This window comes from Citrobacter sp. CRE-46, assembly GCF_059615875.1.
Genome location: NZ_CM184341.1, coordinates 1 through 23,821 on the forward strand (window position 1 = coordinate 1; position 23,821 = coordinate 23,821).

The 23,821-nt window shown below is 53.2% G+C and carries 21 protein-coding genes, 1 pseudogene and 1 other annotated feature; of the genes and pseudogenes, 18 read left to right on the top strand and 4 right to left on the bottom strand.

What is annotated here, in order from left to right; all coding sequences use genetic code 11:
* The 9 genes from dnaA to AC534G_RS00045 all read left to right on the top strand — a co-directional run bounded on the left by dnaA (position 1) and on the right by AC534G_RS00045 (position 11,862).
* Positions 1-1,404 (top strand): chromosomal replication initiator protein DnaA, encoded by a 1,404-nt coding sequence (gene dnaA, locus AC534G_RS00005; RefSeq protein WP_003827078.1) that lies wholly within the window; start codon positions 1-3, stop codon positions 1,402-1,404.
* Between the two features lie 4 nt (positions 1,405-1,408).
* Complete coding sequence (gene dnaN / locus AC534G_RS00010) at positions 1,409-2,509, top strand: DNA polymerase III subunit beta (protein ID WP_005121477.1); 1,101 nt, start codon at positions 1,409-1,411, stop codon at positions 2,507-2,509.
* Positions 2,509-3,582, top strand: coding sequence for a DNA replication/repair protein RecF (recF, locus tag AC534G_RS00015; protein ID WP_110496398.1), 1,074 nt, complete (start codon positions 2,509-2,511; stop codon positions 3,580-3,582). Before dnaN ends, recF begins: the two co-directional genes overlap by 1 nt.
* 28 nt (positions 3,583-3,610) lie before the next feature.
* Entirely contained in the window at positions 3,611-6,025 is a 2,415-nt protein-coding gene (gyrB, locus tag AC534G_RS00020) for a DNA topoisomerase (ATP-hydrolyzing) subunit B (protein WP_006687741.1), read from the top strand.
* A 211-nt stretch (positions 6,026-6,236) separates the two neighbouring features.
* On the top strand, positions 6,237-7,049 hold the full coding sequence (yidA, locus tag AC534G_RS00025) for a sugar-phosphatase (RefSeq protein ID WP_038635719.1): 813 nt from the start codon (positions 6,237-6,239) through the stop codon (positions 7,047-7,049).
* A gap of 173 nt (positions 7,050-7,222) precedes the next feature.
* Positions 7,223-8,233 (top strand): hypothetical protein, encoded by a 1,011-nt coding sequence (locus tag AC534G_RS00030; RefSeq protein ID WP_051594498.1) that lies wholly within the window; start codon positions 7,223-7,225, stop codon positions 8,231-8,233.
* 41 nt (positions 8,234-8,274) lie between these two features.
* Entirely contained in the window at positions 8,275-9,360 is a 1,086-nt protein-coding gene (locus tag AC534G_RS00035; RefSeq protein WP_239509323.1) for a BamA/TamA family outer membrane protein, read from the top strand.
* A 17-nt stretch (positions 9,361-9,377) separates the two neighbouring features.
* Entirely contained in the window at positions 9,378-10,499 is a 1,122-nt protein-coding gene (locus AC534G_RS00040; protein WP_199950993.1) for a DUF4056 domain-containing protein, read from the top strand.
* Positions 10,500-10,635: 136 nt separating this feature from the next.
* Complete coding sequence (locus tag AC534G_RS00045) at positions 10,636-11,862, top strand: YidR family protein (protein WP_110496404.1); 1,227 nt, start codon at positions 10,636-10,638, stop codon at positions 11,860-11,862.
* Here AC534G_RS00045 and AC534G_RS00050 read toward each other — a convergent pair whose 3' ends face one another.
* Positions 11,863-12,195 (bottom strand): YceK/YidQ family lipoprotein, encoded by a 333-nt coding sequence (locus AC534G_RS00050; protein ID WP_085049150.1) that lies wholly within the window; start codon positions 12,193-12,195, stop codon positions 11,863-11,865. It lies immediately after the preceding gene.
* Positions 12,196-12,433: 238 nt separating this feature from the next.
* Positions 12,434-12,506, top strand: a sequence feature (ROSE (Repression Of Heat Shock gene Expression) occurs in the 5'-region of heat shock genes and acts as an RNA thermometer to modulate expression.).
* On the opposite strand from AC534G_RS00050, the gene ibpA reads away from it, so the two are divergent.
* The 7 genes and pseudogenes from ibpA to AC534G_RS00085 all read left to right on the top strand — a co-directional run bounded on the left by ibpA (position 12,500) and on the right by AC534G_RS00085 (position 17,572).
* Positions 12,500-12,913 carry a small heat shock chaperone IbpA gene (ibpA, locus tag AC534G_RS00055; protein WP_006687722.1) on the top strand — a complete coding sequence of 138 codons (414 nt, stop codon included), beginning with the start codon at positions 12,500-12,502 and terminating at the stop codon, positions 12,911-12,913. It overlaps the preceding feature by 7 nt.
* A 92-nt stretch (positions 12,914-13,005) precedes the next feature.
* Positions 13,006-13,434: a small heat shock chaperone IbpB gene (gene ibpB, locus AC534G_RS00060; RefSeq protein WP_005121488.1), complete on the top strand. Its 429-nt coding sequence runs from the start codon at positions 13,006-13,008 to the stop codon at positions 13,432-13,434.
* A 135-nt stretch (positions 13,435-13,569) separates the two neighbouring features.
* Positions 13,570-14,388, top strand: a pseudogene (gene dinD / locus AC534G_RS00065) (DNA damage-inducible protein D).
* Positions 14,389-14,510: 122 nt separating this feature from the next.
* Entirely contained in the window at positions 14,511-16,172 is a 1,662-nt protein-coding gene (locus tag AC534G_RS00070) for a putative transporter (RefSeq protein WP_038635704.1), read from the top strand.
* Between the two features lie 173 nt (positions 16,173-16,345).
* Positions 16,346-16,693: a YidH family protein gene (locus AC534G_RS00075; protein WP_038635701.1), complete on the top strand. Its 348-nt coding sequence runs from the start codon at positions 16,346-16,348 to the stop codon at positions 16,691-16,693.
* Entirely contained in the window at positions 16,683-17,045 is a 363-nt protein-coding gene (locus AC534G_RS00080) for a DUF202 domain-containing protein (RefSeq protein ID WP_038635699.1), read from the top strand. Before AC534G_RS00075 ends, AC534G_RS00080 begins: the two co-directional genes overlap by 11 nt.
* A gap of 14 nt (positions 17,046-17,059) precedes the next feature.
* Positions 17,060-17,572 (top strand): radical SAM protein, encoded by a 513-nt coding sequence (locus AC534G_RS00085; RefSeq protein WP_038635697.1) that lies wholly within the window; start codon positions 17,060-17,062, stop codon positions 17,570-17,572.
* A gap of 11 nt (positions 17,573-17,583) precedes the next feature.
* Here AC534G_RS00085 and dsdA read toward each other — a convergent pair whose 3' ends face one another.
* Complete coding sequence (gene dsdA / locus AC534G_RS00090; RefSeq protein WP_110496406.1) at positions 17,584-18,906, bottom strand: D-serine ammonia-lyase; 1,323 nt, start codon at positions 18,904-18,906, stop codon at positions 17,584-17,586.
* Positions 18,907-18,923: 17 nt separating this feature from the next.
* On the bottom strand, positions 18,924-20,261 hold the full coding sequence (gene dsdX / locus AC534G_RS00095; RefSeq protein ID WP_110496408.1) for a D-serine transporter DsdX: 1,338 nt from the start codon (positions 20,259-20,261) through the stop codon (positions 18,924-18,926).
* 228 nt (positions 20,262-20,489) lie between these two features.
* Between dsdX and dsdC the strand changes: the two genes are divergently transcribed.
* Together dsdC and AC534G_RS00105 are read left to right on the top strand one after the other, a co-directional pair.
* A complete protein-coding gene (gene dsdC, locus AC534G_RS00100; RefSeq protein ID WP_038642948.1) occupies positions 20,490-21,416 on the top strand; it encodes a DNA-binding transcriptional regulator DsdC in 927 nt (308 codons plus the stop codon).
* A 77-nt stretch (positions 21,417-21,493) separates the two neighbouring features.
* Complete coding sequence (locus AC534G_RS00105; RefSeq protein WP_069323659.1) at positions 21,494-22,576, top strand: cellulase family glycosylhydrolase; 1,083 nt, start codon at positions 21,494-21,496, stop codon at positions 22,574-22,576.
* On the opposite strand, the gene emrD is transcribed toward AC534G_RS00105, so the two are convergent.
* The gene (gene emrD, locus AC534G_RS00110) at positions 22,503-23,687 is read right to left on the bottom strand and encodes a multidrug efflux MFS transporter EmrD (RefSeq protein WP_110496410.1); all 1,185 of its coding nucleotides are present in this window, start codon (positions 23,685-23,687) and stop codon (positions 22,503-22,505) included. The genes AC534G_RS00105 and emrD overlap by 74 nt on opposite strands.
* Between the last annotated feature and the right edge of the window lie 134 nt (positions 23,688-23,821).

Genomic DNA, 23,821 nt, shown 5'->3' on the forward strand with positions numbered 1-23,821 from the left:
GTGTCACTTTCGCTTTGGCAGCAGTGTCTTGCCCGATTGCAGGATGAGTTACCAGCCACAGAATTCAGTATGTGGATACGCCCGTTGCAGGCGGAACTGAGCGATAACACGCTGGCTTTGTATGCGCCAAACCGTTTTGTGCTCGATTGGGTAAGGGACAAATACCTTAATAATATTAACGGATTACTAAATAACTTCTGCGGAGCGGATGCCCCACAGCTGCGTTTTGAGGTCGGAACTAAACCCGTCACGCAAACGCTGAAGACGCCGGTGAACAACGTTGTCGCGCCTGCCCATGTGGCGCAACAAGTACAACCGCAACGTGCTGCTCCGGCGGCGCGTCCAGGCTGGGACAACGTCCCGGCTCCGGCAGAACCTACCTACCGCTCTAACGTCAACGTCAAACATACGTTTGATAATTTCGTTGAAGGTAAATCTAACCAACTGGCGCGCGCGGCGGCACGTCAGGTGGCGGACAACCCTGGCGGCGCCTACAATCCGTTATTCCTTTATGGTGGTACGGGTCTGGGTAAAACCCACCTGTTGCATGCTGTCGGTAACGGCATTATGGCGCGTAAACCGAACGCGAAAGTGGTGTATATGCACTCCGAGCGTTTTGTGCAGGACATGGTTAAAGCTCTGCAAAACAATGCGATCGAAGAGTTTAAACGCTACTACCGCTCCGTCGACGCGCTGCTGATCGATGACATCCAGTTCTTTGCCAACAAAGAGCGCTCGCAGGAAGAATTCTTCCATACCTTCAACGCCCTGCTGGAAGGTAATCAGCAGATCATCCTGACGTCGGATCGTTATCCGAAGGAGATCAATGGCGTTGAAGATCGACTGAAATCCCGCTTTGGCTGGGGGCTGACTGTTGCGATCGAACCGCCTGAGCTGGAAACCCGCGTGGCGATCCTGATGAAAAAAGCTGACGAAAACGACATTCGTCTGCCGGGTGAAGTGGCGTTCTTTATTGCCAAGCGTCTACGCTCTAACGTGCGTGAACTGGAAGGCGCACTGAACCGCGTGATCGCCAACGCCAATTTTACCGGCCGGGCGATTACCATCGATTTCGTGCGCGAAGCGCTGCGCGATCTGCTGGCTTTGCAGGAAAAGTTGGTCACCATCGACAATATTCAGAAGACGGTGGCGGAGTATTACAAAATCAAAATTGCGGATCTGCTGTCAAAGCGTCGATCTCGCTCGGTAGCTCGTCCGCGCCAGATGGCAATGGCGCTGGCAAAAGAGCTCACTAACCACAGTCTGCCGGAAATTGGCGACGCGTTTGGTGGGCGTGACCATACTACCGTGCTTCATGCCTGCCGCAAGATTGAGCAGTTGCGTGAAGAAAGCCATGATATTAAAGAAGATTTCTCCAATTTAATCAGAACATTATCTTCGTGACGCTATGAAATTTACCGTTGAACGTGAACATTTATTAAAACCGCTTCAGCAGGTCAGCGGCCCGCTGGGTGGACGTCCTACACTGCCGATCCTCGGAAACCTGCTGCTGCAGGTCGCTGACGGTGCGCTTTCTCTGACCGGTACCGATCTCGAAATGGAGATGGTGGCGCGCGTGGCGTTGATCCAGCCTCATGAACCTGGTGCTACTACCGTTCCGGCGCGTAAATTCTTCGACATTTGCCGCGGATTGCCGGAAGGCGCGGAAATTGCCGTTCAACTGGAAGGCGACCGCATGCTGGTACGCTCTGGTCGCAGCCGTTTCTCGCTGTCCACGCTGCCTGCCGCCGACTTCCCTAATCTGGATGACTGGCAGAGCGAAGTCGAATTCACCCTGCCGCAGGCCACGATGAAGCGCCTGATTGAAGCCACGCAGTTTTCGATGGCGCATCAGGACGTGCGTTACTACTTAAACGGCATGCTGTTTGAAACCGAAGGGGAAGAGCTGCGTACCGTGGCGACCGACGGTCACCGTCTGGCGGTTTGTTCAATGCCTGTCGGTCAGCCGTTGCCCAGCCATTCGGTGATCGTACCGCGTAAAGGCGTGATTGAACTGATGCGTATGCTCGACGGCGGTGACAACCCGCTGCGCGTGCAGATTGGCAGCAACAACATTCGTGCGCACGTGGGCGATTTCATCTTCACCTCCAAGCTGGTTGATGGCCGTTTCCCGGATTATCGCCGCGTATTGCCGAAGAATCCGGACAAACATCTGGAAGCCGGTTGCGATATCCTTAAACAGGCGTTTGCCCGTGCGGCAATTCTTTCTAACGAGAAATTCCGCGGCGTGCGTCTGTATGTCAGCGAAAATCAGCTCAAAATCACCGCCAACAACCCGGAGCAGGAAGAAGCAGAAGAAATTCTGGATGTCTCCTATCCTGGTACAGAACTGGAAATCGGTTTTAACGTTAGCTACGTGCTGGACGTTCTGAACGCGCTGAAGTGCGAGAACGTGCGTATTCTGCTGACTGATTCCGTATCGAGCGTACAGATTGAAGATGCCGCATCACAGTCGGCTGCCTATGTTGTTATGCCAATGAGACTGTAATGTCGCTCACCCGCCTGTTGATCCGCGATTTTCGCAATATCGAAAGCGCGGATCTCGCTTTATCCCCTGGCTTTAACTTCCTGGTTGGCGCGAACGGCAGCGGCAAAACCAGTGTGCTGGAAGCCATCTATACGCTCGGCCATGGCCGGGCGTTTCGCAGTTTGCAGATTGGCCGCGTGATTCGCCACGAGCAGGAGTCGTTTGTTTTACACGGACGATTACAGGGAGAAGAGCGCGAGACATCGATTGGTCTGACGAAAGACAAACTGGGCGACAGCAAAGTGCGCATTGACGGCACTGACGGGCACAAGGTCGCTGAACTGGCGCACCTGATGCCGATGCAGCTGATCACGCCAGAGGGGTTTACTTTACTCAACGGCGGCCCCAAATACAGAAGAGCATTTCTTGACTGGGGATGCTTTCACAATGAAGCCGGATTTTTCACCGCCTGGAGCAACCTGAAGCGACTGCTCAAGCAGCGCAATGCGGCACTGCGCCAGGTGAGTCGTTATGAGCAACTGCGCCCGTGGGATAGAGAACTTATTCCGCTGGCGGAACAAATCAGCACCTGGCGCGCGGAGTACAGCGCGGGTATCGCGCAGGATATGGCGGATACCTGCCAGCAGTTTCTTCCCGAGTTTTCTCTCTCGTTCTCTTTCCAGCGTGGTTGGGAGAAGGAGACAGATTATGCCGAGGTGCTGGAACGCAGTTTTGAACGCGATCGCATGTTGACCTACACCGCATACGGCCCGCATAAGGCGGATTTCCGCATTCGTGCCGACGGTGCGCCGGTAGAAGACACGTTGTCGCGTGGGCAGCTAAAACTGCTAATGTGCGCCTTACGTCTGGCGCAAGGGGAGTTCCTGACCCGTGAAAGCGGACGGCGCTGCCTGTACCTGATAGATGATTTTGCCTCTGAACTGGATGATGCGCGTCGCGGGCTGCTGGCCAGCCGCTTAAAAGCCACGCAATCTCAGGTCTTTGTCAGCGCAATCAGCGCTGAACACGTTATAGACATGTCCGATGAAAATTCGAAGATGTTTACCGTGGAAAAGGGTAAAATAACGGATTAACCCAAGATAAAATGAGCGAGAAACGTTGATGTCGAATTCTTATGACTCCTCCAGTATCAAAGTCCTGAAAGGGCTGGATGCGGTGCGTAAGCGCCCGGGTATGTATATCGGCGACACGGATGACGGCACCGGTCTGCACCACATGGTATTCGAGGTGGTAGATAACGCTATCGACGAAGCGCTCGCGGGTCACTGTAAAGATATCGTGGTAACGATTCACGCGGACAACTCCGTGTCTGTTACCGATGATGGCCGTGGTATCCCAACCGGTATTCACCCGGAAGAGGGCGTTTCGGCGGCGGAAGTTATCATGACTGTTCTGCACGCAGGCGGTAAATTCGATGATAACTCCTATAAAGTTTCCGGTGGTTTGCACGGCGTAGGTGTCTCCGTCGTTAACGCCCTGTCGCAGAAACTGGAGCTGGTGATTCGTCGTGAAGGCAAAGTGCATCAGCAAACTTACGTGCATGGTGTGCCGCAGGCGCCGCTGGCGGTAACAGGCGAAACGGAAGTAACGGGTACTCAGGTCCGTTTCTGGCCAAGCCATGAAACCTTCACTAACGTGACCGAGTTCGAATACGACATTCTGGCGAAGCGTCTGCGCGAGCTGTCATTCCTGAACTCTGGCGTCTCTATTCGTCTGCGCGATAAGCGCGACGGCAAAGAAGATCATTTCCACTACGAAGGCGGCATCAAGGCGTTTGTTGAATATCTCAACAAAAATAAAACGCCGATCCACCCGAATATCTTCTACTTCTCCACCGAAAAAGACGGTATCGGCGTTGAAGTTGCGCTGCAGTGGAACGACGGCTTCCAGGAAAATATCTACTGCTTCACCAACAACATTCCGCAGCGTGACGGCGGGACTCACCTTGCAGGCTTCCGCGCGGCGATGACCCGTACCCTGAACGCCTACATGGACAAAGAAGGCTACAGCAAAAAAGCCAAAGTCAGCGCTACCGGTGACGATGCCCGTGAAGGCCTGATTGCGGTGGTTTCCGTGAAAGTGCCGGACCCGAAATTCTCCTCGCAGACCAAAGACAAACTGGTCTCCTCTGAGGTGAAATCGGCGGTTGAACAGCAGATGAACGAACTGCTGAGCGAATACCTGCTGGAAAACCCGTCTGACGCGAAAATCGTCGTCGGCAAGATTATCGATGCGGCCCGTGCCCGTGAAGCAGCACGTCGCGCGCGTGAAATGACCCGTCGTAAAGGCGCGCTGGACTTAGCCGGTCTGCCGGGCAAGCTGGCGGACTGTCAGGAACGTGACCCGGCGCTGTCCGAACTGTACCTTGTGGAAGGGGACTCCGCGGGCGGTTCTGCGAAGCAGGGGCGTAACCGTAAAAACCAGGCGATTCTGCCGCTGAAGGGTAAAATCCTTAACGTCGAGAAAGCGCGTTTCGACAAAATGCTCTCCTCTCAGGAAGTGGCGACGCTGATTACCGCGCTCGGCTGCGGCATTGGTCGTGACGAGTACAACCCGGACAAACTGCGTTATCACAGCATCATCATCATGACCGATGCGGACGTCGACGGTTCGCATATCCGTACGCTGCTGTTGACCTTCTTCTATCGTCAGATGCCGGAAATCGTTGAACGCGGCCACGTTTACATTGCGCAGCCGCCGCTGTACAAAGTGAAGAAAGGCAAGCAGGAACAGTACATTAAAGATGACGAAGCGATGGATCAGTACCAAATTTCTATCGCTCTGGATGGCGCAACGCTGCACACCAACGCCAGTGCGCCTGCCCTTTCAGGTGAGTCGTTAGAGAAACTGGTTTCTGAATACAACGCGACGCAGAAAATGATTGGCCGTATGGAACGTCGTTTCCCGAAAGCGCTGCTGAAAGAGCTGGTTTATCAACCGACGCTGCCGGAAGCTGATTTGGCGAACGAACAGAACGTTACCCGTTGGGTTAACGCGCTGATTACCGAGCTGAACGAAAAAGAACAGCACGGTAGCCTGTGGAAGTTTGATGTTCACCATAACGCAGAGCAGAATCTGTTTGAGCCGATTGTACGCGTACGTACTCACGGTGTGGATACCGACTATGTGCTGGATCACGAGTTTGTGACCGGTGGCGAGTACCATCGTATTTGCACGCTCGGTGAGAAGTTGCGCGGGCTGATCGAAGACGATGCGTTTATCGAACGTGGCGAGCGTCGCCAGCCGGTGGCCAGCTTTGAGCAGGCGCTGGAATGGCTGCAGAAAGAGTCTCGTCGCGGTCTCGCTATCCAGCGTTATAAAGGTCTGGGCGAGATGAACCCGGAACAGCTGTGGGAAACGACCATGGATCCGGAAAGCCGTCGCATGTTGCGCGTTACTGTGAAGGATGCGATTGCCGCTGACCAGCTGTTCACCACCCTGATGGGCGATGCCGTCGAACCACGCCGCGCATTTATCGAAGAAAACGCCCTGAAAGCGGCGAACATCGATATCTGACGTGTATCCCGGGCCTGCTCCTGTAGGCCTGATAAGCGGAGCGCCATCAGGCAGTTTTTTGTTTTTGCCGGATGGCGGCTTAGACCTTTTCTGTCTACAACCGAACCACAAAAGGGGAATCTTGATTCCCCTTTCTATCCTCCTTTTCGTAGCTGTTTTTTGAGCGGAATCGCGTTAGCATGAGGGCGGACTCATTTAATCCGGGGAACTCATGGCTATCAAACTTATTGCTATCGACATGGATGGCACACTTCTGCTGCCCGATCACACCATTTCACCTGCAGTCAAAACGGCAATTGCCGCGGCACGCGCGCGTGGCGTGAACGTAGTGCTGACCACGGGACGCCCGTATGCCGGCGTTCACAGCTATCTGAAAGAACTGCACATGGAACAACCCGGTGACTACTGCATTACCTACAACGGTGCGCTGGTGCAGAAAGCGGGCGATGGCAGTACTGTGGCGCAAACCGCGCTGAGCTATGATGATTATCGCTATCTGGAGCAACTCTCCCGGGAAGTTGGCTCACATTTCCACGCGCTCGATCGCAACACGCTGTATACCGCTAACCGTGATATCAGTTATTACACGGTGCATGAATCGTTTGTCGCGACGATTCCGCTGGTGTTCTGTGAGGCTGAAAAAATGGATCCGGCGACCCAGTTCCTGAAAGTGATGATGATTGATGAGCCGGAGATCCTCGACAAGGCCATCTCGCGCATTCCGGCGGAAGTGAAAGAAAAGTACACCGTGCTGAAAAGTGCGCCGTACTTCCTCGAAATCCTTGATAAACGCGTCAACAAAGGGACTGGCGTAAAATCGCTGGCCGATGCGTTGGGAATTAAAGCCGAAGAGGTTATGGCGATTGGCGATCAGGAAAACGACATCGCGATGATTGAATACGCCGGCGTGGGCGTTGCGATGGATAACGCCATTCCAACGGTGAAAGAGATCGCCAACTTTGTGACGAAATCTAATCTGGAAGACGGTGTTGCCTGGGCCATTGAGAAGTACGTCCTCTCCTGATGTGCGTTATGCCTGGCTTCGGCCAGGCATAAAACATTAAGAATGTTATAAAAATCACGTTTGTATTATCAGATGTGAAACCGCACATTAATCCCCCCATTTAGTACGCAACTTCTATACTCTCCCACCTTCTTTTATATTCAGGCGGTTCCTGCCTGCAACTATGTTTTCTTATGACTAACACAAGCATTCGCCTGGTGTTGATGACGTCTTCCTGTTTGATTTTTCAAGCCTGTGCTGCGACGGATTCTGGCTCAACGTTAACACCTTTGTATGATTATCAGGATGATGGTCAGGCCGCTTCTTTGCCGGTAAAACCGGCGACTAAACCTGCTGCAAGCCACTCCGTTTTGCCCTTTTTAGGCGACGAGGCGCGTAAACGTGGTTACGACCTGCCTGAGCCGTTTGGTGTGAATATTAACTACATGAATATCAGGCAGAATATTAATGTAGACAGTATTAACTTTAATGGCCTTTCTCTGGGCGGCCATTCGCTGGATAACGCATTCAAAATTAACGTTGGCAATACGCGCGAGAGAAGCAAAACAGAAACCCTGAAACTGGATGCCTGGCTGCTGCCGTTTATGAACGTCTATGGCCTGGTGGGCTATACCGACGGTCACTCCGTTTCGCAGATTGGTGTAGGCATTAAAGGGCCACGCAAAGTTCACACGCCAGACAATTTGCAAAACCTGGCGTTTCAGCTCGACTTTAAAGGCACGACCTACGGTGTGGGGACGACACTGGTGGGCGGTGTGGGTAACTGGTTTACGGCTTTTGATGCCAATTATACTCAGACGCAGTTTGACATTCTTGACGGTAGTATTGATGCCTTCACGGTTTCTCCGCGAGTCGGTTATCGCTTTACCACCCCGGGTGTGGAAGCACTGTACTTGCCGTCCGGCAAGCTGAATCTGTGGATTGGCAGTATGTATCAGGACGTGCAGCAAGAATTCAGAGGTAGCCTTAGCGATCTCAATATGCCGTCTGAGACGCTGCAGAAAATGGTGGATATCGCGAATAAGGACGGCAATGGCCGTTTCGACGTTAAACAGCATCTGCAATCCCCCTGGAACGTACTGGTCGGGGCGCAGTATGAATTGACCCGAAACTTTAACGTGACGACCGAAATTGGCTTTGCCGACCGTAACAGCTTTTTCATGGCTGGAGAGTACCGCTTTTGATCCGCCTCGCTTTCTTGTTGCTGGTGAGTCTGTTCGCCTGCATTGCGCAGGCAGAATTACCGACCCGCGACGAAGTTGACGGCTGGCTGAATACACTGGGCGCCAGCGATAACTTTAACGCCAGCAAAGGTATCGATTGGGGCGTAATGCCGGGGCCGTTTTACACTCCGGAACTGGGGCTGGGGATAGGCACCGCGGTGGTGGGAATGTATCGCCCAGACCCAAACGACACGGTGAGTCAGAACTCGACGCTGACCCTCAGTGGCTACTTTAGCTCAACGGGCGCTTTCGGCGTCACTATGCAAAATTATGCCTTTTTTGCCGACGATCGCTGGCGTTTCTTTCTCAATGGCGCATTAACCGATACGCCAACCTGGTACTGGGGGCAGGGATTTAGTGCCGGAGATAAAGACAGCCAGAAACAGCAATATACGGCTCAGGATCTGGATCTGCACCCCACGTTATATCGTCGGGTAGCGCCTAATATCTATCTGGGCGTCGGCTGGTCGCTGAACGCGCAACATGCTGCGCAAATGGATGGTAACGATCCGCCAAAAATTGAAAATACCGGGCAGGGCGCGTCGGTGCTAAGTTCCGGCAGCAGTGTCGAACTTAGCTGGGATGACCGCGACTTTGTTCCTAACCCACGTCAGGGACAATATGCCGACGTACGCTATACCCGCTATACGCCCGATGCGGGGAGCGATACCCGGTTTGATGAATACCAGTTGCACTACAGCCGCTACCACTCTCTGGACGAGAAGAATGTGCTTGCCTGGGAGATGGACGGTGCCTTTACTCAGGGGGATGTGCCGTGGAGCATGATGCCGCTGCTCGGTAGCAATCAGCGGATGCGTGGCTATTACGAAGGACGCTATCGCGATAAAAACGCCGTCAGCGGGCAGGTAGAGTATCGCCGCAAACTTGACTGGCGGCATGGCGTGGTCGGCTGGCTGGGCGCAGGGACGATGGGACCATCATTTAGCGCGCTGGATGACGGACACTGGCTACCCTCGGCGGGGGTGGGGTATCGTTTTGAATTTAAGCCGCGGGTGAATGTGCGTCTGGATTATGGCATTGGCAAAGGGAGCAGCGGTTTTTATTTTCAGGTAGGAGAGGCGTTTTGATCAATAAAGTGCTGCTGATGACGACCTTGTTATTGGCAACGGTCGGGGTCCATGCTGCGATATCTGTACCTTTGCAGTTGGTAAATGAAGATGACAAGGCCGAAAGCACCGCCTGGCCAGTTGTTTCGCCGCTCCCTGCGCCCCAAGGGTTACGTCCGTGCTGCGCTTTTGGTTACGACCTGCACGCGCAGGTGCTGGATATGCCAGTACCGTTTTATGAACTTAATAACGTCGTGGCAGCTAATGGTATTGGCGAGCATCGCTATAACGATAGCCTGCTGTTAGGGTTAGTGAACCTGGCCGGCATCGGGCATGAACACAATGGCATTGTGTACACCTCTCGCGGCGGTTTCATCGATATCGCGCATGTACGAGATACCGCAGATATGACGGTCTGGCTTTTTAGCCATCTACTTCCACAGTTAGGTCAGCCTTTTACGTTGCGACTCGAAGATGAACTGGCGGAGCGGCATATCGTTTTCAACGCCTTCACACCACCTGAAACGGCGGGCGAACGTTACGCATTAGCTGCCTGGCTGGCAGCACATCTGGCCTTTCAGCTCGCGGCCTGGCATGAAATTGCACAATGGTACGGTTTTGAGTCAGTTCCTGGGTTTTCTGAGGAAGTTTCCGCATTTTCACCGGAAGATCTCTACTCCAACCTGTTGGGGGCAAGAATTGCGGTGTCGCTGATCCTTGATGGGCAACTGGCAACATCAGGGATGTACGATGCGGCAATGAACAATGCACTGCGTCAGGCGTTAACGCAGTTGGGAGCTAAGTCAGAAACAATAACCCGTTTTCAGTTTGATATGCTGGATGGCAAGTGGTGGAACAGCCAGCGTCGGGTGCCGGAGAAATATCTGGTGCTGCACAGAAACTACGATGTAAGTGATTCGCGTTTGCCAACGCCAGTGCCGGGCGAAAAAGCCGCGCCGCTACGTCTGTCATTACCGCATCACTGGCGAAATTATTCCCTTGATTCGCTGGCGCAACTTCAACTCCGGCCCGGAAGTAACATGGCGCGGCTACCTTTACCACAATCCTGGTATAGCGATGCTAATTTCCCTGCGCTGGCTACGCTTGCAGGTGCCAGGGATAATCTGTCGAAAGTGGATGAGCATTCATTCCTTTATTAAAAAACCTCCACCAGAACTTCACTGGCGGAGGTTTTCTGCACATGCCGGACCCAATCCGATAATCGCTACGCTAAATCCTGAAAGTGAAGTGCTTGTGAAGTATGATTGCTTAAATCGTCTTGTATCAGAGCATCCCATGAAGCAAATCACCTTTACGCCGCGTAATCATCAGCTTACCAATATCAACACCTGGACCCCGGACAGTCAGTGGCTGGTCTTCGACGTGCGTCCTTCCGGCGCCTCTTTTACGGGGGAAACGATTGAACGCGTCAATGTTCATACTGGCGAACTGGAGGTGATTTACCGGGCCACTCAGAGGGCACATGTGGGCGTGGTGACCGTTCATCCAAAGTCGGAAAAGTATGTTTTTATTCATGGGCCAGAAAATCCTGATGAAACATGGGATTACGACTTTCATCATCGCCGTGGGGTGATTGTTTCGCAGGCAGAGGTGACGAATCTGGATGCGATGGATATCACCGCGCCGTACACGCCTGGCGCGTTACGCGGCGGCAGTCATGTGCATGTCTTTAGCCCGAACGGTGAGTTTGTCAGTTTTACTTATAACGACCATGTGCTGCATGAACGCTCTCCGGCGCTGGATTTACGTAACGTCGGCGTGGCTGCGCCGTATGGTCCGGTGAACGTATCCGCGCAGCATCCACGTGAATATAGCGGGAGCCGCTGGTGCGTGCTGGTGAGTCAAACGACGCCGGCGCCAAAACCGGGGAGCGATGAGATAAACCGCGCCTATGAAGAAGGTTGGGTGGGCGAAAGCACACTGGCGTTTATCGGCGATACGTTGTCAGTGACCGGTGAGAAAGTGCCGGAGCTGTTTATTGTTGATTTGCCTCAGAATGAAAGCGGCTGGAAACAGCCGGGTGATGCTCCGCTGGAGGGCACAGAGGCGACAATGCCTGCGCCGCCATCCGGTATTCGCCAACGTCGTCTGACGTTTACTCATGAGCGCACCTTTCCGGGGCTGGTGAATCAGCCGCGCCACTGGGTGCGCAGTAATCCGCAGACGTCTGAAATTGCGTTTTTAATGCGCGACAATCATGGCGTTGTGCAGCTGTGGTTAATTCCACCGCAGGGTGGTGAGCCGCGTCAGCTTACCCGTTGCGGCACGGGTATTCAGTCGGCATTCAACTGGCATCCATCAGGGAAATGGCTGGGGTTTGTGCTGGAAAACAGAATAGCCTGTTGTGATGCTCAGACGGGAGAGATTGATTTTTTAACGGCGCGTCACGGCAACCCTCCGTCGGCCGATGCGGTTGTCTTCTCTCCTGATGGGCGACTGGTTGCGTGGATGGAAGAGGTCGAAGGTTTCCGCCAACTGTGGATGACTGAAACAGGGCGTTAATTAAGGTGCAGTCATTTTCGCCGGGGGGATAACGGCATTCGTGGCCTGCGTTCTCTCCTCGCTCTTTTCTACGCGGGATCTCACCGAGTTATCTTTACGAAAGAGATCCCACGGAAGCAATACGGTATCCAGCACCGCAGTAAAAGGCATATCCAGAATCGCCAGCGACTTCGTTCCCCAATTCGTATCACTTTCGCTGATCATGGTGGCGCTGGCGCGTGTGCCAGGATACGTCCCTTCTTTGCCTCCGGTATGCGACATTATGCTGGAACAACCGCTCAAAAACGCCATCCCGCTGCACATTGTCAGTGTTACCAACATTTTTTTTATCATCGTTTATTCATCTGTTTTCATCGTGTTTGCATGGTGAGTTAAAGCGATCCGTTGCGAAAATAACATCACCATTTCGTCGCACTGTGGCGGCTATCGCGATTTATCGATAACAACTGCTCTCCCCAGTGTATGCAATAGACAACAAACTGCAAAAAAAGTCAGATGAATACACTTGAAAAGTTTGTGTTAAGACCCATTTTTAGGATGTAGACAACAGAAGGGCATGCCTGATGGGTGTCCTGGCTACCTGACCTGTCCATGATGGAAGGTCCCACATTCTCGCTGATTTCAGGAGCTATTGATTATGCGTAACTTTGATTTATCCCCACTGTACCGTTCTGCTATTGGTTTTGACCGTCTGTTTAACCTGCTGGAAAACAACCAGAGTCAGAGTAATGGCGGCTACCCTCCGTACAACGTTGAGCTGGTAGACGAAAACCATTACCGCATTGCGATTGCCGTTGCCGGTTTTGCTGAAAGCGAGCTGGAAATTACCGCGCAGGACAATCTGCTGGTGGTAAAAGGCGCTCATGCGGATGAGCAAAAAGAACGTACTTACCTGTATCAGGGTATTGCCGAGCGCAACTTCGAACGTAAGTTCCAGTTAGCGGAGAACATTCATGTTCGCGGCGCAAACCTGGTGAATGGTCTGCTGTATATCGATCTTGAGCGCGTTATTCCCGAAGCGAACAAACCGCGCCGCATCGAAATCAACTAATTCTGTGGGCCGCTTCAGGCGGCCCTGCTAAGCAATCGGCTTGCCGTCAGGGAGCCGAAAGGTACCTACTCGCTTCTTAGAAGGAGATTATTATGCGTAACTACGATTTATCCCCACTGCTGCGTCAATGGATCGGTTTTGACAAACTGGCCAATGCGTTACAAAACGCCGGTGAAAGCCAGAGCTTCCCACCCTATAACATCGAAAAGAGCGATGATAACCACTATCGCATTACCCTTGCGTTAGCCGGTTTCCGCCAGGAAGATCTGGATATTCAACTGGAAGGCACACGCCTGACGGTGAAAGGTACACCGCAGCAGCCGGAAAAAGAGACAAAATGGTTGCACCAGGGGCTGGTTACTCAGTCGTTCAGTCTGAGCTTTACGCTGGCTGAAAATATGGAGGTCTCCGGCGCAAGCTTTACTAACGGCTTGCTGCATATCGATTTGACTCGTAATGAACCTGAAACCATCGCCCCACAACGTATCGCCATCAGCGAACGTCCCGCATTAAATAGCTAAATAGCTCCATGCCTTTGCCCCGCCAGAAATGACGGGGCTTTTTTGTGCGTCAGCACACATGAAACTGTCTTGTTGTAACGGATGTTTCACTGTAAAAATATCCAGTATTAATACTCTTAACGAAGGAATGTTTTTATGAGTGAACATCAACCATTTGAAGCTATGAAACAGTTTGATGATAAAGGTGCCGAATTCTGGTCCGCTCGGGAATTAGCGCCTTTACTTGAATATAAAGAATGGCTTAATTTTCAAAAAGTTATAATGAAGGCCACTGTCTCATGTGAGTCCAGTGGCTAATTAGTTGCAAACCATTTTGTTGAGGCTAACAAAATGGGTGAATTAGGTTCAGGGGCCAGCAGAACTCTTGAAGATATCCATCTCTCCCGCTACGCCTGTTATCTGGTCGTGCAAAATGGTGATCCCGCGAAACCTGTTATCGCGGCCGGACAAACCTACTTTGCCATTCAAACCCGACGTCAGGAGTTGGCCGATGATGCTGCTTTTAAATCTCTGCGTGAGGATGAAAAGCGTTTGTTCTTACGCAATGAACTAAAAGAACACAATAAGCATTTGGTTGAAACCGCACAGCTTGCAGGCGTTGAGACCGCTTTCGATTTTGCTATCTTTCAAAACCATGGTTACAAGGGGCTTTATGGCGGTTTAGATCAGCGAGCGATTCATGAACGTAAGGGGTTGAAGAAAAGCCAGAAAATTCTCGATTACATGGGGTCTACAGAGCTGGCGGCAAATCTGTTTCGGGCAACGCAAACGGAAGACAAACTGCGCAGAGACTCTGTTAACACTAAACAGCAAGCGAATCAGACGCATTATGAGGTGGGACGCAAAGTTCGCCAGACTATTCATGAACTGGGTGGCACGATGCCGGAAGCGCTGCCATTGCCAGAAAAAAGCATTCAGCAACTACAAATCGACGTGAAGAAAAACACTAAATAACGCCCTTCTTAAGCGCTTATGGGCGCTCTGTAGCATGATAATGTGCGCCACTCTGCATTCATGCCTGAACGGTTCAGTCATAATCCTCGTTAAATGAAATGTTATTCACAGGGAACAGGATAATGAGTGATATAGCATTGACGGTCAGCGTTCTGGCGTTGGTGGCGGTTGTCGGATTATGGATCGGCAACATAAAAATACGTGGCGTTGGTTTTGGCATCGGAGGGGTGCTGTTCGGCGGTATTATCGTCGGACATTTTGTCGATCAGGCAGGGATGACCCTGAGCGGCGACATGCTGCATTTCATTCAGGAATTTGGCCTGATTCTTTTCGTCTACACCATCGGTATTCAGGTGGGGCCGGGCTTTTTTGCGTCACTGCGCGTTTCCGGGCTGCGGCTGAATCTGTTTGCCGTACTGATTGTCATCATGGGGGGGCTGGTCACCGCGATCCTGCATAAGATTTTTGCCATTCCCCTTCCGGTGGTGCTGGGGATATTCTCCGGCGCGGTCACCAATACGCCGGCGCTGGGGGCCGGGCAGCAAATTCTGCGCGATCTGGGGACGCCAGCAGATATTGTAGACCAGATGGGGATGAGCTATGCCATGGCTTATCCTTTTGGTATCTGCGGTATTTTGCTCACGATGTGGCTGATGCGCCTTATTTTCCGCGTTAACGTCGATGCTGAAGCTCAGCAGCATGAATCCACATTGACCAACGGACACGCGCTGATTCAGACGATGAACATCCGCGTGGAAAACCCGAACCTCAACAATATGGCGATTCAGGATGTCCCAATTCTGAACAGCGATAAAATCATCTGCTCGCGTCTGAAGCGTGAAGAAACATTAATGGTGCCGTCGCCAGGGACGATTATCCAGATGGGCGACCTGCTACACCTGGTCGGCCAGCCCGGTGACCTGCATAACGCGCAGGTGGTGATTGGGCAGGAGGTGGACACATCGCTGTCGACGCGAGGTACTGATTTACGCGTTGAACGCGTGGTGGTGACCAACGAACAGGTGCTGGGTAAACGTATCCGCGACCTGCATTTTAAAGAACGTTACGACGTGGTTATCTCCCGTCTGAACCGTGCGGGCGTTGAGCTGGTGGCCAGCAGCGACGCCAGCCTGCAATTCGGGGATATCCTCAATCTGGTGGGGCGTCCCGCGTCCATTGATGCCGTTGCCAATGTTGTCGGCAACGCGCAGCAAAAACTGCAACAGGTGCAGATGCTGCCGGTATTTATCGGTATCGGACTGGGTGTTCTACTGGGTTCCATCCCGCTGTTCATCCCGGGTTTCCCGGTGGCGTTAAAATTGGGTTTGGCCGGTGGACCGCTGATCATGGCCTTGATTCTGGGGCGTATTGGCAGCATTGGTAAGCTGTACTGGTTTATGCCTCCCAGCGCTAACCTGGCGCTGCGAGAGTTAGGTATTGTGCTGTTTCTTGCGGTGGTTGGCCTGAAATCTGGCGGTGATTTTGTTAATACGCTGACCCAGGGCGATGGGCTGAGCTGGGTCGGGTACGGTATTTTTATTACCGCCATTCCGCTGATTACCGTGGGACTGCTGGCGCGTATCTTCGCCAAAATGAACTATCTGACGCTGTGCGGTATGCTGGCGGGTTCGATGACCGATCCCCCCGCGCTGGCGTTTGCTAACAACCTGCATGCCACCAGCGGGGCGGCGGCGCTCTCCTATGCTACCGTTTATCCGCTGGTGATGTTCCTGAGGATTATTACCCCACAGCTGCTGGCGGTGATTTTCTGGGGAATAGGTTAGTAACAGCGTATCCGGCCTGCATCTCCTGTAGGTCGGATACGGTGCAAGTCGCCATTCGCCACATCTTTTTTCCATTGTCTCATCACATTACGTTCTCTTCCGTTTGCGAATCAGGTTCATACTGCTGAACTGTTCCGGTATAACGACCAGACAACAATATTGAAGGAGTCGTCATGAAGATTTCCCGCCTAGGGGAAGCGCCGGATTACCGCTTCTCGCTGGCAAATGAACGCACATTTTTGGCATGGATACGCACCTCGTTAGGTTTTCTGGCCGCAGGCGTTGGTCTGGATCAACTGGCTCCGGATTTCGCCACGCCGGTTATTCGCGAAGTATTGGCCCTGTTGCTGTGTCTGTTTGCTGGCGGTCTGGCTATTTATGGTTATTTGCGCTGGTTACGTAATGAAAAGGCAATGCGCTTGAAAGAGGATTTGCCTTACACCCACAGTTTGCTCATTATCAGCGCAATGCTGACGATTGTAGCGGTGATTGTCATGGTGCTGGTGCTGTATGCCGGATAGCCGTAAATCGCGACGTATCGCCGATCCGGGACTACAACCGGAGCGCACATCGTTGGCATGGTTTCGTACGTTGTTGGGTTATGGCGCGTTAATGGCGCTGGCGATTAAGCACAACTGGCATCAGGCTGGGGCACTGTTCTGGATATCGATCGTCATACTGACGTTGGTGGCGATTATTCTCTGGCGTTATACCCGCAGCCGTAATCTCATGGATGTGAGTGATAGTGATTTTTCTGAATCTCGCGCGGTGCGTGACAAATTTATGATCTCCCTCGCGGTGTTATCCCTCGCAATACTGTTTGCTGTAACGCATGTTCGCCAACTTATCGTATTTATCGAGAATTATGCATGACAGGATGTGAGAACATGGATGTTAGTGATGACGTTTTAGAAATGGTGATTAACCACCAGAAAAGTTTACAACCGGTTGAATTGTATCGTGGTTTGCAACAAGGAAAAGTTCGCCTCGTACAGTTTACTCCTTTGATTAAGCGCGATGCTTCAGGTTACCTGACTGAAGATTCAGTGACGCCGGACGGGTGGGGGCGATTTTTAATTGCGATATTTGATATCTGGGTACGTGAAGATATTAATCAAATATCTATTCAACTTTTCGATAATACGCTACGCCAGTGGTGTGGTCGGACGGCACTGTTTGAATGCCAGACGATGACACTGCAGAATACACGCTGTCAGGCATGCTCTTTGTTTCAGTATTACCATGGCGATTGTCCTGCGTATCGCGAGGAGAATGGAAAGGGCGTGCTGTGTACAGGATATCAGGCTTTCTTCAACCATACCGCGCCGCATATGCGCGTGATGCGTGACCTGCTTAAGCAGCATCGCTCACCGATGGAACTGATGGCGATGCTGCGTTAAGCACAGCGGCGTTATCGCCCTTTGGCCAGATACTGCGCCATTTCGGCTTCCGGCACCATGCCGCCGCCGGTCGCCCACACCAGATGAGTGGCGTTATTGAGCTGGTCGGCGCTGAAGCCGTGCATCTGCTGATAGTCAGCAGAGGCGCAAACGTGCTGCGGACCGGCCATCCCCGCCAGCGCTGAAGGCTCAAGGCGAATCCCTTCTTCCTGCGCCAGCCAGCCCAGCATGTCGTACATCGTCTGATCGTCCAGGGTGTACAGACCGTCGAGCAGACGTTCCATCGCCCGGCCGACAAACCCCGAAGCGCGGCCCACCGCCAGCCCATCCGCCGCCGTCAGGTTGTCGATGCCAATGTCCTGCACGGAAATGGTATCGTGCAGCCCGGTATAAATCCCCAGCAGCATGCAGGGTGAATGGGTCGGCTCGGCGAAGAAGCAGTGTACGTTATCGCCAAACGCCAGCTTCAGACCAAACGCCACCCCGCCAGGACCGCCGCCGACGCCGCACGGCAGGTAGACAAACAGCGGATGGTCAGAATCCACCACGCGACCCTGCTGCGCGAACTGCGCCTTCAGACGCTGACCAGCCACCGCGTAACCTAAAAACAGCGTGCGGGAATTTTCATCATCAATAAAGAAGCAGTTCGGATCGGACTCTGCCGCTTTGCGACCCTGTTCAACCGCCACGCCGTAATCTTCTTCATACTCGACGACCGTCACGCCGTGACTGCGTAGTTTGGCTTTTTTCCATGCGCGCGCGTCGGCAGACATATGTACCGTCACCTTAAAGCCGATACGGGCGCTCATGATGCCAATCGACATCCCGAGGTTGCCGGTGGAGCCTACCGCGATGCTGTACTGGCTGAAAAACTGTTTAAATTCAGGTGAAAGCAGAATGCTGTAATCATCTTCTGTCGTCAGCAGACCGGCTTCCAGCGCCAGTTTTTCCGCGTGGGTCAGGACTTCATAAATGCCGCCACGCGCTTTAATTGAGCCGGAAATCGGCAGGTGGCTGTCTTTCTTCAGCAACAGTTCGCCGCAGATGTGCTGTCCGAATGCTTTTTCCAGGCGTTTTTGCATCAATGGGATTGCAGCCAGCTCAGACTCAATAATGCCGCCGGTGGCTGCGGTTTCCGGGAAGGCCTGTGCCAGGTACGGCGCGAAGCGCGTCAGCCGGGCGTGGGCATCCTGAACATCGTGTTCGGTCAGGCCAACATAGGGTAAACCTTCTGCAAGAGAGGTGGTGCCAGGGTTAAACCAGGCCGTCTCTTTGAGAGCCACCAGATCTTCCACTAAAGGATACTGGCCGATAAGTGTTTGAATGTTTTCCATAGTCAGTCTCTTCGCGCTTAAATAATAAAGGAAAGCAGGAATGTGCCCACCAGTGCAATCACGGACGCGATAAATGTCGCGGTCGTATAGTATTTGAACGTCTCATTCAGGGTGGCGCCGCAGTACTGCTTCACCAGCCAGAAGAGGGAATCTGTGACGATCGTGCAGCCAATGGCGCCGGAACCAATTGCAATAGCGATGATCTCCGGGCTAACGTTGGGATAGAGCGGCAGCATTGGTGCCACGATTGCCGTCGCGCCCATCATCGCCACTGTGGCAGAGCCCACCGCAGCATGCAGAATTAACGCCACCAGCCACGCCAGCAGAATTGGGTGCATATGCATGTTTGAAAGGATTAGCGCGAGGGTATCCGCCAGCCCGCTACTCTTGAGGATAGCGTTGAATGCGCCGCCTGCGCCGATAATCAGCAGAATGTTGGCAATCGAACCAAACCCGTTTTCAGTGTGGGTCAGCAGCGCGCCCATGCCGATGTGCTGACGCAGGCCGAGAATGTAGTAGGCCACGAAGACGGCAATAAACATCGCGGTGATCGGGTTACCAATAAACTCCAGCAGCGTATACAGCGTGCTGCCTTTCGCCATGTTCAACTCAGCAACGGTTTTGACCAGCATCAGGCCAATCGGCAACAGGACGGTAAACAGCGTTGCGCCCAGCGACGGCAGCGTACTTTCGTCGCGAACTTTAAGGTCGGAAAACTCAGCCGGCACCGGTTTAAACGGCAGGCGGTTACCGAGAAATTTCAGATACAGCGGCCCGCCGACAAGCGAGGCCATTAAGCCCACCAGTAAACCGTAAACAATTACGCTGCCAATGTCCGCACCCAGCTTATTCGCGACGAACAGAGCGGCCGGATGCGGCGGCACCACACAGTGCACCGCCATCAGCGCCGTACACAGTGGGATCGCCAGCTTCAGCAGTGAAGTATTGGTCTTTTTGGCAATCGAAAAAGCCAGCGGAATCAACAGTACCACGCCGACTTCAACAAACAGCGTGATCCCGCAAATCAGCCCGACCAGCACCATAATGACATCAGCGGAAAGCCAGCGGCAGCGCTGTAACGTCAGGCCAATGCGTTCTGCCGCGCCGGACACTTCCATCATTTTGCCCAGAATGGTCCCGAGGCCGATAACCGCGGCGAGGAAGCCCAGCGTACCGCCAATGCCGCTCTCAATGGCATTGACCATATCCAGCGGCCCCATACCCATCATCGTACCCACGAAGAAGCTGGCTAACAGCAGCGCCAGAAACGGGTGGAATTTGAACTTCACGATGGTCAAAACGATTAACACGATGCTTATCAGCAGCGTGCTCACAACCCAGATTTGAGAGTGCATAACTCACCTTGCCCTGTGATTAACCTGAGGTTATTGGACAAAAATAAGGCAGGGTCTGACAAACGATATAAATCCTCTTTCACATGAGCCAGATTGCATCAAGTGAGTGATTTACGTCTAATTACACGCCATTAGTGCGATATGGTTCACTATGAATCATCTTTGTGCTGATTTTTACAGCGGTTTTTTTTACACTCCGACACATGATTCAGGATGACAGAGATGAATATGGATCCCCTACGCGAAGTCAGAAACCGACTACTTAACGGCTGGCAGCTGTCAAAGCTGTATACCTTTGAAGTGGCGGCCCGCCATCAGTCGTTTGCGCTGGCGGCAGAGGAGTTGTCATTAAGCCCCAGCGCTGTCAGCCATCGCATTAATCAGTTGGAAGATGAGTTGGGTATTCAACTGTTTGTCCGTTCTCACCGCAAAGTGGAACTGACTCACGAGGGTAAACGGGTGTTCTGGGCGCTGAAATCGTCGCTGGACACGCTTAACCAGGAAATTCTTGATATCAAAAATCAGGAACTGTCGGGGACGCTCACCGTGTACTCACGGCCCTCTATCGCCCAGTGTTGGCTGGTTCCGGCGCTCGGCGACTTCACCCGTCGCTACCCGTCGATTTCGCTGACCATGCTGACTGGGAACGACAACGTCAACCTGCAGCGTGCCGGCATCGATCTGGCGATCTATTTTGACGACGCGCCCTCCGCGCAGCTCACGCATCATTTTCTGATGGATGAAGAGATTTTGCCGGTCTGCAGCCCGGACTATGCCTCTCGTTATGGTCTCACTGGCTCGCTGGTGAATTTGCCGCACTGTACGTTGCTGCATGACAGACAGGCGTGGAGCAACGATTCCGGGACCGATGAATGGCACAGCTGGGCGCAGCATTTTGCGGTAAATTTGCCGACATCGTCGGGCATTGGTTTCGATCGTTCAGATTTAGCGGTGATTGCGGCAATGAATCACATCGGCGTAGCGATGGGCCGTAAGAGGCTGGTGCAAAAACGCCTCGATAGCGGAGAGCTGGTCGCGCCTTTTGGCGATATGGCGCTGAAATGCCATCAGCATTACTACATCACCACGCTGCCCGGCAGGCAGTGGCCGAAAATCGAGGCGTTTATTGGCTGGCTACAGGAGCAGGTTAAATAAGCGGGTCATGCATATTTTTACGCTTTCTCTCTACACGGAAAGTAAAAAAGCATGCTAAATACGTGATATCACTCCTGATGATTTGCGTAAGGACGACCGTGTTAAAGTCGATTGTTTCCCTGTTACTCTTCGCCAGCGCCACCGTGTGTGCAGCACCACCAGCGCTGACGGCGGCGTCGTATGCGCAGCAGCTTGGGGTCGGGATGGACGTAGATTGGGCGCGAACCGAGCGTGGCATCCGCGAGTTCGATCCGCTGGTGGTGCGGGATTTCAGGGCGAAAGGCATTTCCCATGTGCGTATTCGCGTGGCGGGAGAACCGACAGAAGCCAGACTGATTCATCTGCGCAAGCTGGTCGAAGCCTGCGAGCAGTATGGCGTAATCCCGATTATTGCTTACCAGGCGGATGAATATAAACAAGATCCCAGCGCCGGTAATGAAAAAGAGGTGGTTAACTGGTGGGTGGCGGTGGCGCATTACTTTGGTCAACGTTCGCCGCTTCTGGGTTTTGACCTGATTTATGAACCTGCGGATAAGCTCAACCATAATCAGGCATCGCTCAACCGGGTGTATGACAAAACGATTCGTACCATCCACGCTATTGACCCGCAACGGATGATCTTCATCGCGCCGCGACTGCGTGCCGCGCCGGAAGAACTGCCAAACCTGAAGTTGCCGCCGCAAAGCCAGAATACCGTGCTGGCCGAATGGCATATCTTCCCGTGGGGGCCGCTGAAAAATAACGGCAAATACCCATGGACGTCAGGGACTGCAGCGGAAAAGACGGCTATTCGCGCCCGTATCAATACCGCCATTCGCTGGCAGCAGAAAACCGGTCATGTGAGTTGGGTAGGCGGCTGGTCGCCGGGAGAAACCATTAAAAATGGACCTTCTGCAGCGCAAATGGCCTTCGCCCGTTTTATGGCGTGCGAGCTGAAGAAAGCGAAGATTCCCTATGCTGTCAATGCGGATACGCAGTTCTATGATGGCGAGGAGGGAGCCTGGCGTCCGGCGCTGGAGCCGTTACTGACGACGATGGTTGCGCCTGAATGTGACAAGCCCGGCGATAAACCGGGCCATCATGCGCTTAAACCGCCTGCCCCTGATGCGACACGCGTGACGCCAGTGGAAGCCAGCATACAAAAATCAGCAGCCCCATAAGGGTCATCAACAGGCCCAGACTGGCTTGTCCGGTCTGCGGCAGCATCGCAGAGAACCACGCCAGCACACCGGAACCAATGTTCTGTAATCCCCCGACCAGCGCGCCGGCAGTGCCCGCCAGGAACGGGAAAGGTTCCATTGCGCCGCTGGTTGCCAGTGGAAACAACATCCCGGCGCCGAAGAAAAACAGCGCGGCGGGAACCAGCAGCGTCCAGACGTTCATCACGTCGAACAGGCCTGGGATCCACATCATCAAACCGGCGACCAGACAGCAAATGACCGACTGCCACATCAGCGTTGAGAAACGCTTGTTCGGGCGACCGGCGAACCAGGCGCCGAAAAACGCCGCCGGAATAGGCAGAATAAACAGGATACTGACCACCATGCTGCTTAAACCCAGCCTTGCGCCCAATAATACCCCGGAGCAGGCTTCGAAGACCGCAACGCCCGCCAGGCCGCCGATCAGCATGAGCACGTAACAGGTGAAAGAGCTGTTGCCAAACAGCGTCTTGTAACTGGCGATAAGCCGTGGACGCGGCGCGCCTGCCGGGCGCGTTTCCGGCATCCAGCGCGCCATGCTAAACGTGACGCCCGCGCACAGAATCAGCAGAAAAATATAACAAGCGCGCCAGTTCCACACGGTATCCAGCATACCGCCAATCAGCGGCGCCAGCAGCGGACTGACCAGGATCCCCATATTCAGCAAACTGTTGGCGTGACGAAGCTGCGTACCTTCATACAGGTCTCGCGGCAAGGTTCGCGCCATCACACCGCCGACGCCTGTTCCCATCCCCTGGATTGCACTGGCGATAATCAGTACCGTCAGGCTGTGGGTGGTGATGGCGACCAGCGTGGCCAGCATAAAAATAGACATCCCGGCGAGGATCACCGGACGGCGGCCAACACGATCGGAAAGTGGGCCGTAAAACAGTTGTGACAGGCCGTAGGTCAGTAGATAGGCGGCCATCACGCTCTGCACCGCCCCTTCGCGAACGTTCAGTTCATGCGCCATATCAGCAATAGCGGGGATATAAATGGTTTGCGCCATCTGTCCAACCGCCACCAGTAATACCAACATCAACAACAAATTGACGCTTCTATGCCTTTTCATTTCGCTGATAACTTTTCAAAAAGTGAAAAAATAAGAATAAGGTGCTGCACTTTCCCGTAAATGCGCGTGGAATCTACCACAACAGAAAAAGAAGGCCAGATAGTAGGCTGGAATGTTAAAGCGATGAACGGCAG

What these genes read in the sequence shown, in the direction of transcription:
- AC534G_RS00070 (WP_038635704.1), top strand. Translation starts at nt 14,511, where the DNA reads ATGAGTGATATAGCATTGACGGTCAGCGTTCTGGCGTTGGTGGCGGTT.
- recF (WP_110496398.1), top strand. Translation starts at nt 2,509, where the DNA reads ATGTCGCTCACCCGCCTGTTGATCCGCGATTTTCGCAATATCGAAAGC.
- AC534G_RS00045 (WP_110496404.1), top strand. Translation starts at nt 10,636, where the DNA reads ATGAAGCAAATCACCTTTACGCCGCGTAATCATCAGCTTACCAATATC.
- ibpA (WP_006687722.1), top strand. Translation starts at nt 12,500, where the DNA reads ATGCGTAACTTTGATTTATCCCCACTGTACCGTTCTGCTATTGGTTTT.
- AC534G_RS00050 (WP_085049150.1), bottom strand. Translation starts at nt 12,195, where the DNA reads ATGATAAAAAAAATGTTGGTAACACTGACAATGTGCAGCGGGATGGCG.
- dnaN (WP_005121477.1), top strand. Translation starts at nt 1,409, where the DNA reads ATGAAATTTACCGTTGAACGTGAACATTTATTAAAACCGCTTCAGCAG.
- yidA (WP_038635719.1), top strand. Translation starts at nt 6,237, where the DNA reads ATGGCTATCAAACTTATTGCTATCGACATGGATGGCACACTTCTGCTG.
- AC534G_RS00040 (WP_199950993.1), top strand. Translation starts at nt 9,378, where the DNA reads ATGACGACCTTGTTATTGGCAACGGTCGGGGTCCATGCTGCGATATCT.
- AC534G_RS00080 (WP_038635699.1), top strand. Translation starts at nt 16,683, where the DNA reads ATGCCGGATAGCCGTAAATCGCGACGTATCGCCGATCCGGGACTACAA.
- gyrB (WP_006687741.1), top strand. Translation starts at nt 3,611, where the DNA reads ATGTCGAATTCTTATGACTCCTCCAGTATCAAAGTCCTGAAAGGGCTG.
- dsdX (WP_110496408.1), bottom strand. Translation starts at nt 20,261, where the DNA reads ATGCACTCTCAAATCTGGGTTGTGAGCACGCTGCTGATAAGCATCGTG.
- AC534G_RS00075 (WP_038635701.1), top strand. Translation starts at nt 16,346, where the DNA reads ATGAAGATTTCCCGCCTAGGGGAAGCGCCGGATTACCGCTTCTCGCTG.
- dsdC (WP_038642948.1), top strand. Translation starts at nt 20,490, where the DNA reads ATGGATCCCCTACGCGAAGTCAGAAACCGACTACTTAACGGCTGGCAG.
- dsdA (WP_110496406.1), bottom strand. Translation starts at nt 18,906, where the DNA reads ATGGAAAACATTCAAACACTTATCGGCCAGTATCCTTTAGTGGAAGAT.
- AC534G_RS00085 (WP_038635697.1), top strand. Translation starts at nt 17,060, where the DNA reads ATGGATGTTAGTGATGACGTTTTAGAAATGGTGATTAACCACCAGAAA.
- AC534G_RS00105 (WP_069323659.1), top strand. Translation starts at nt 21,494, where the DNA reads ATGATTTGCGTAAGGACGACCGTGTTAAAGTCGATTGTTTCCCTGTTA.
- ibpB (WP_005121488.1), top strand. Translation starts at nt 13,006, where the DNA reads ATGCGTAACTACGATTTATCCCCACTGCTGCGTCAATGGATCGGTTTT.
- emrD (WP_110496410.1), bottom strand. Translation starts at nt 23,687, where the DNA reads ATGAAAAGGCATAGAAGCGTCAATTTGTTGTTGATGTTGGTATTACTG.
- AC534G_RS00030 (WP_051594498.1), top strand. Translation starts at nt 7,223, where the DNA reads ATGACTAACACAAGCATTCGCCTGGTGTTGATGACGTCTTCCTGTTTG.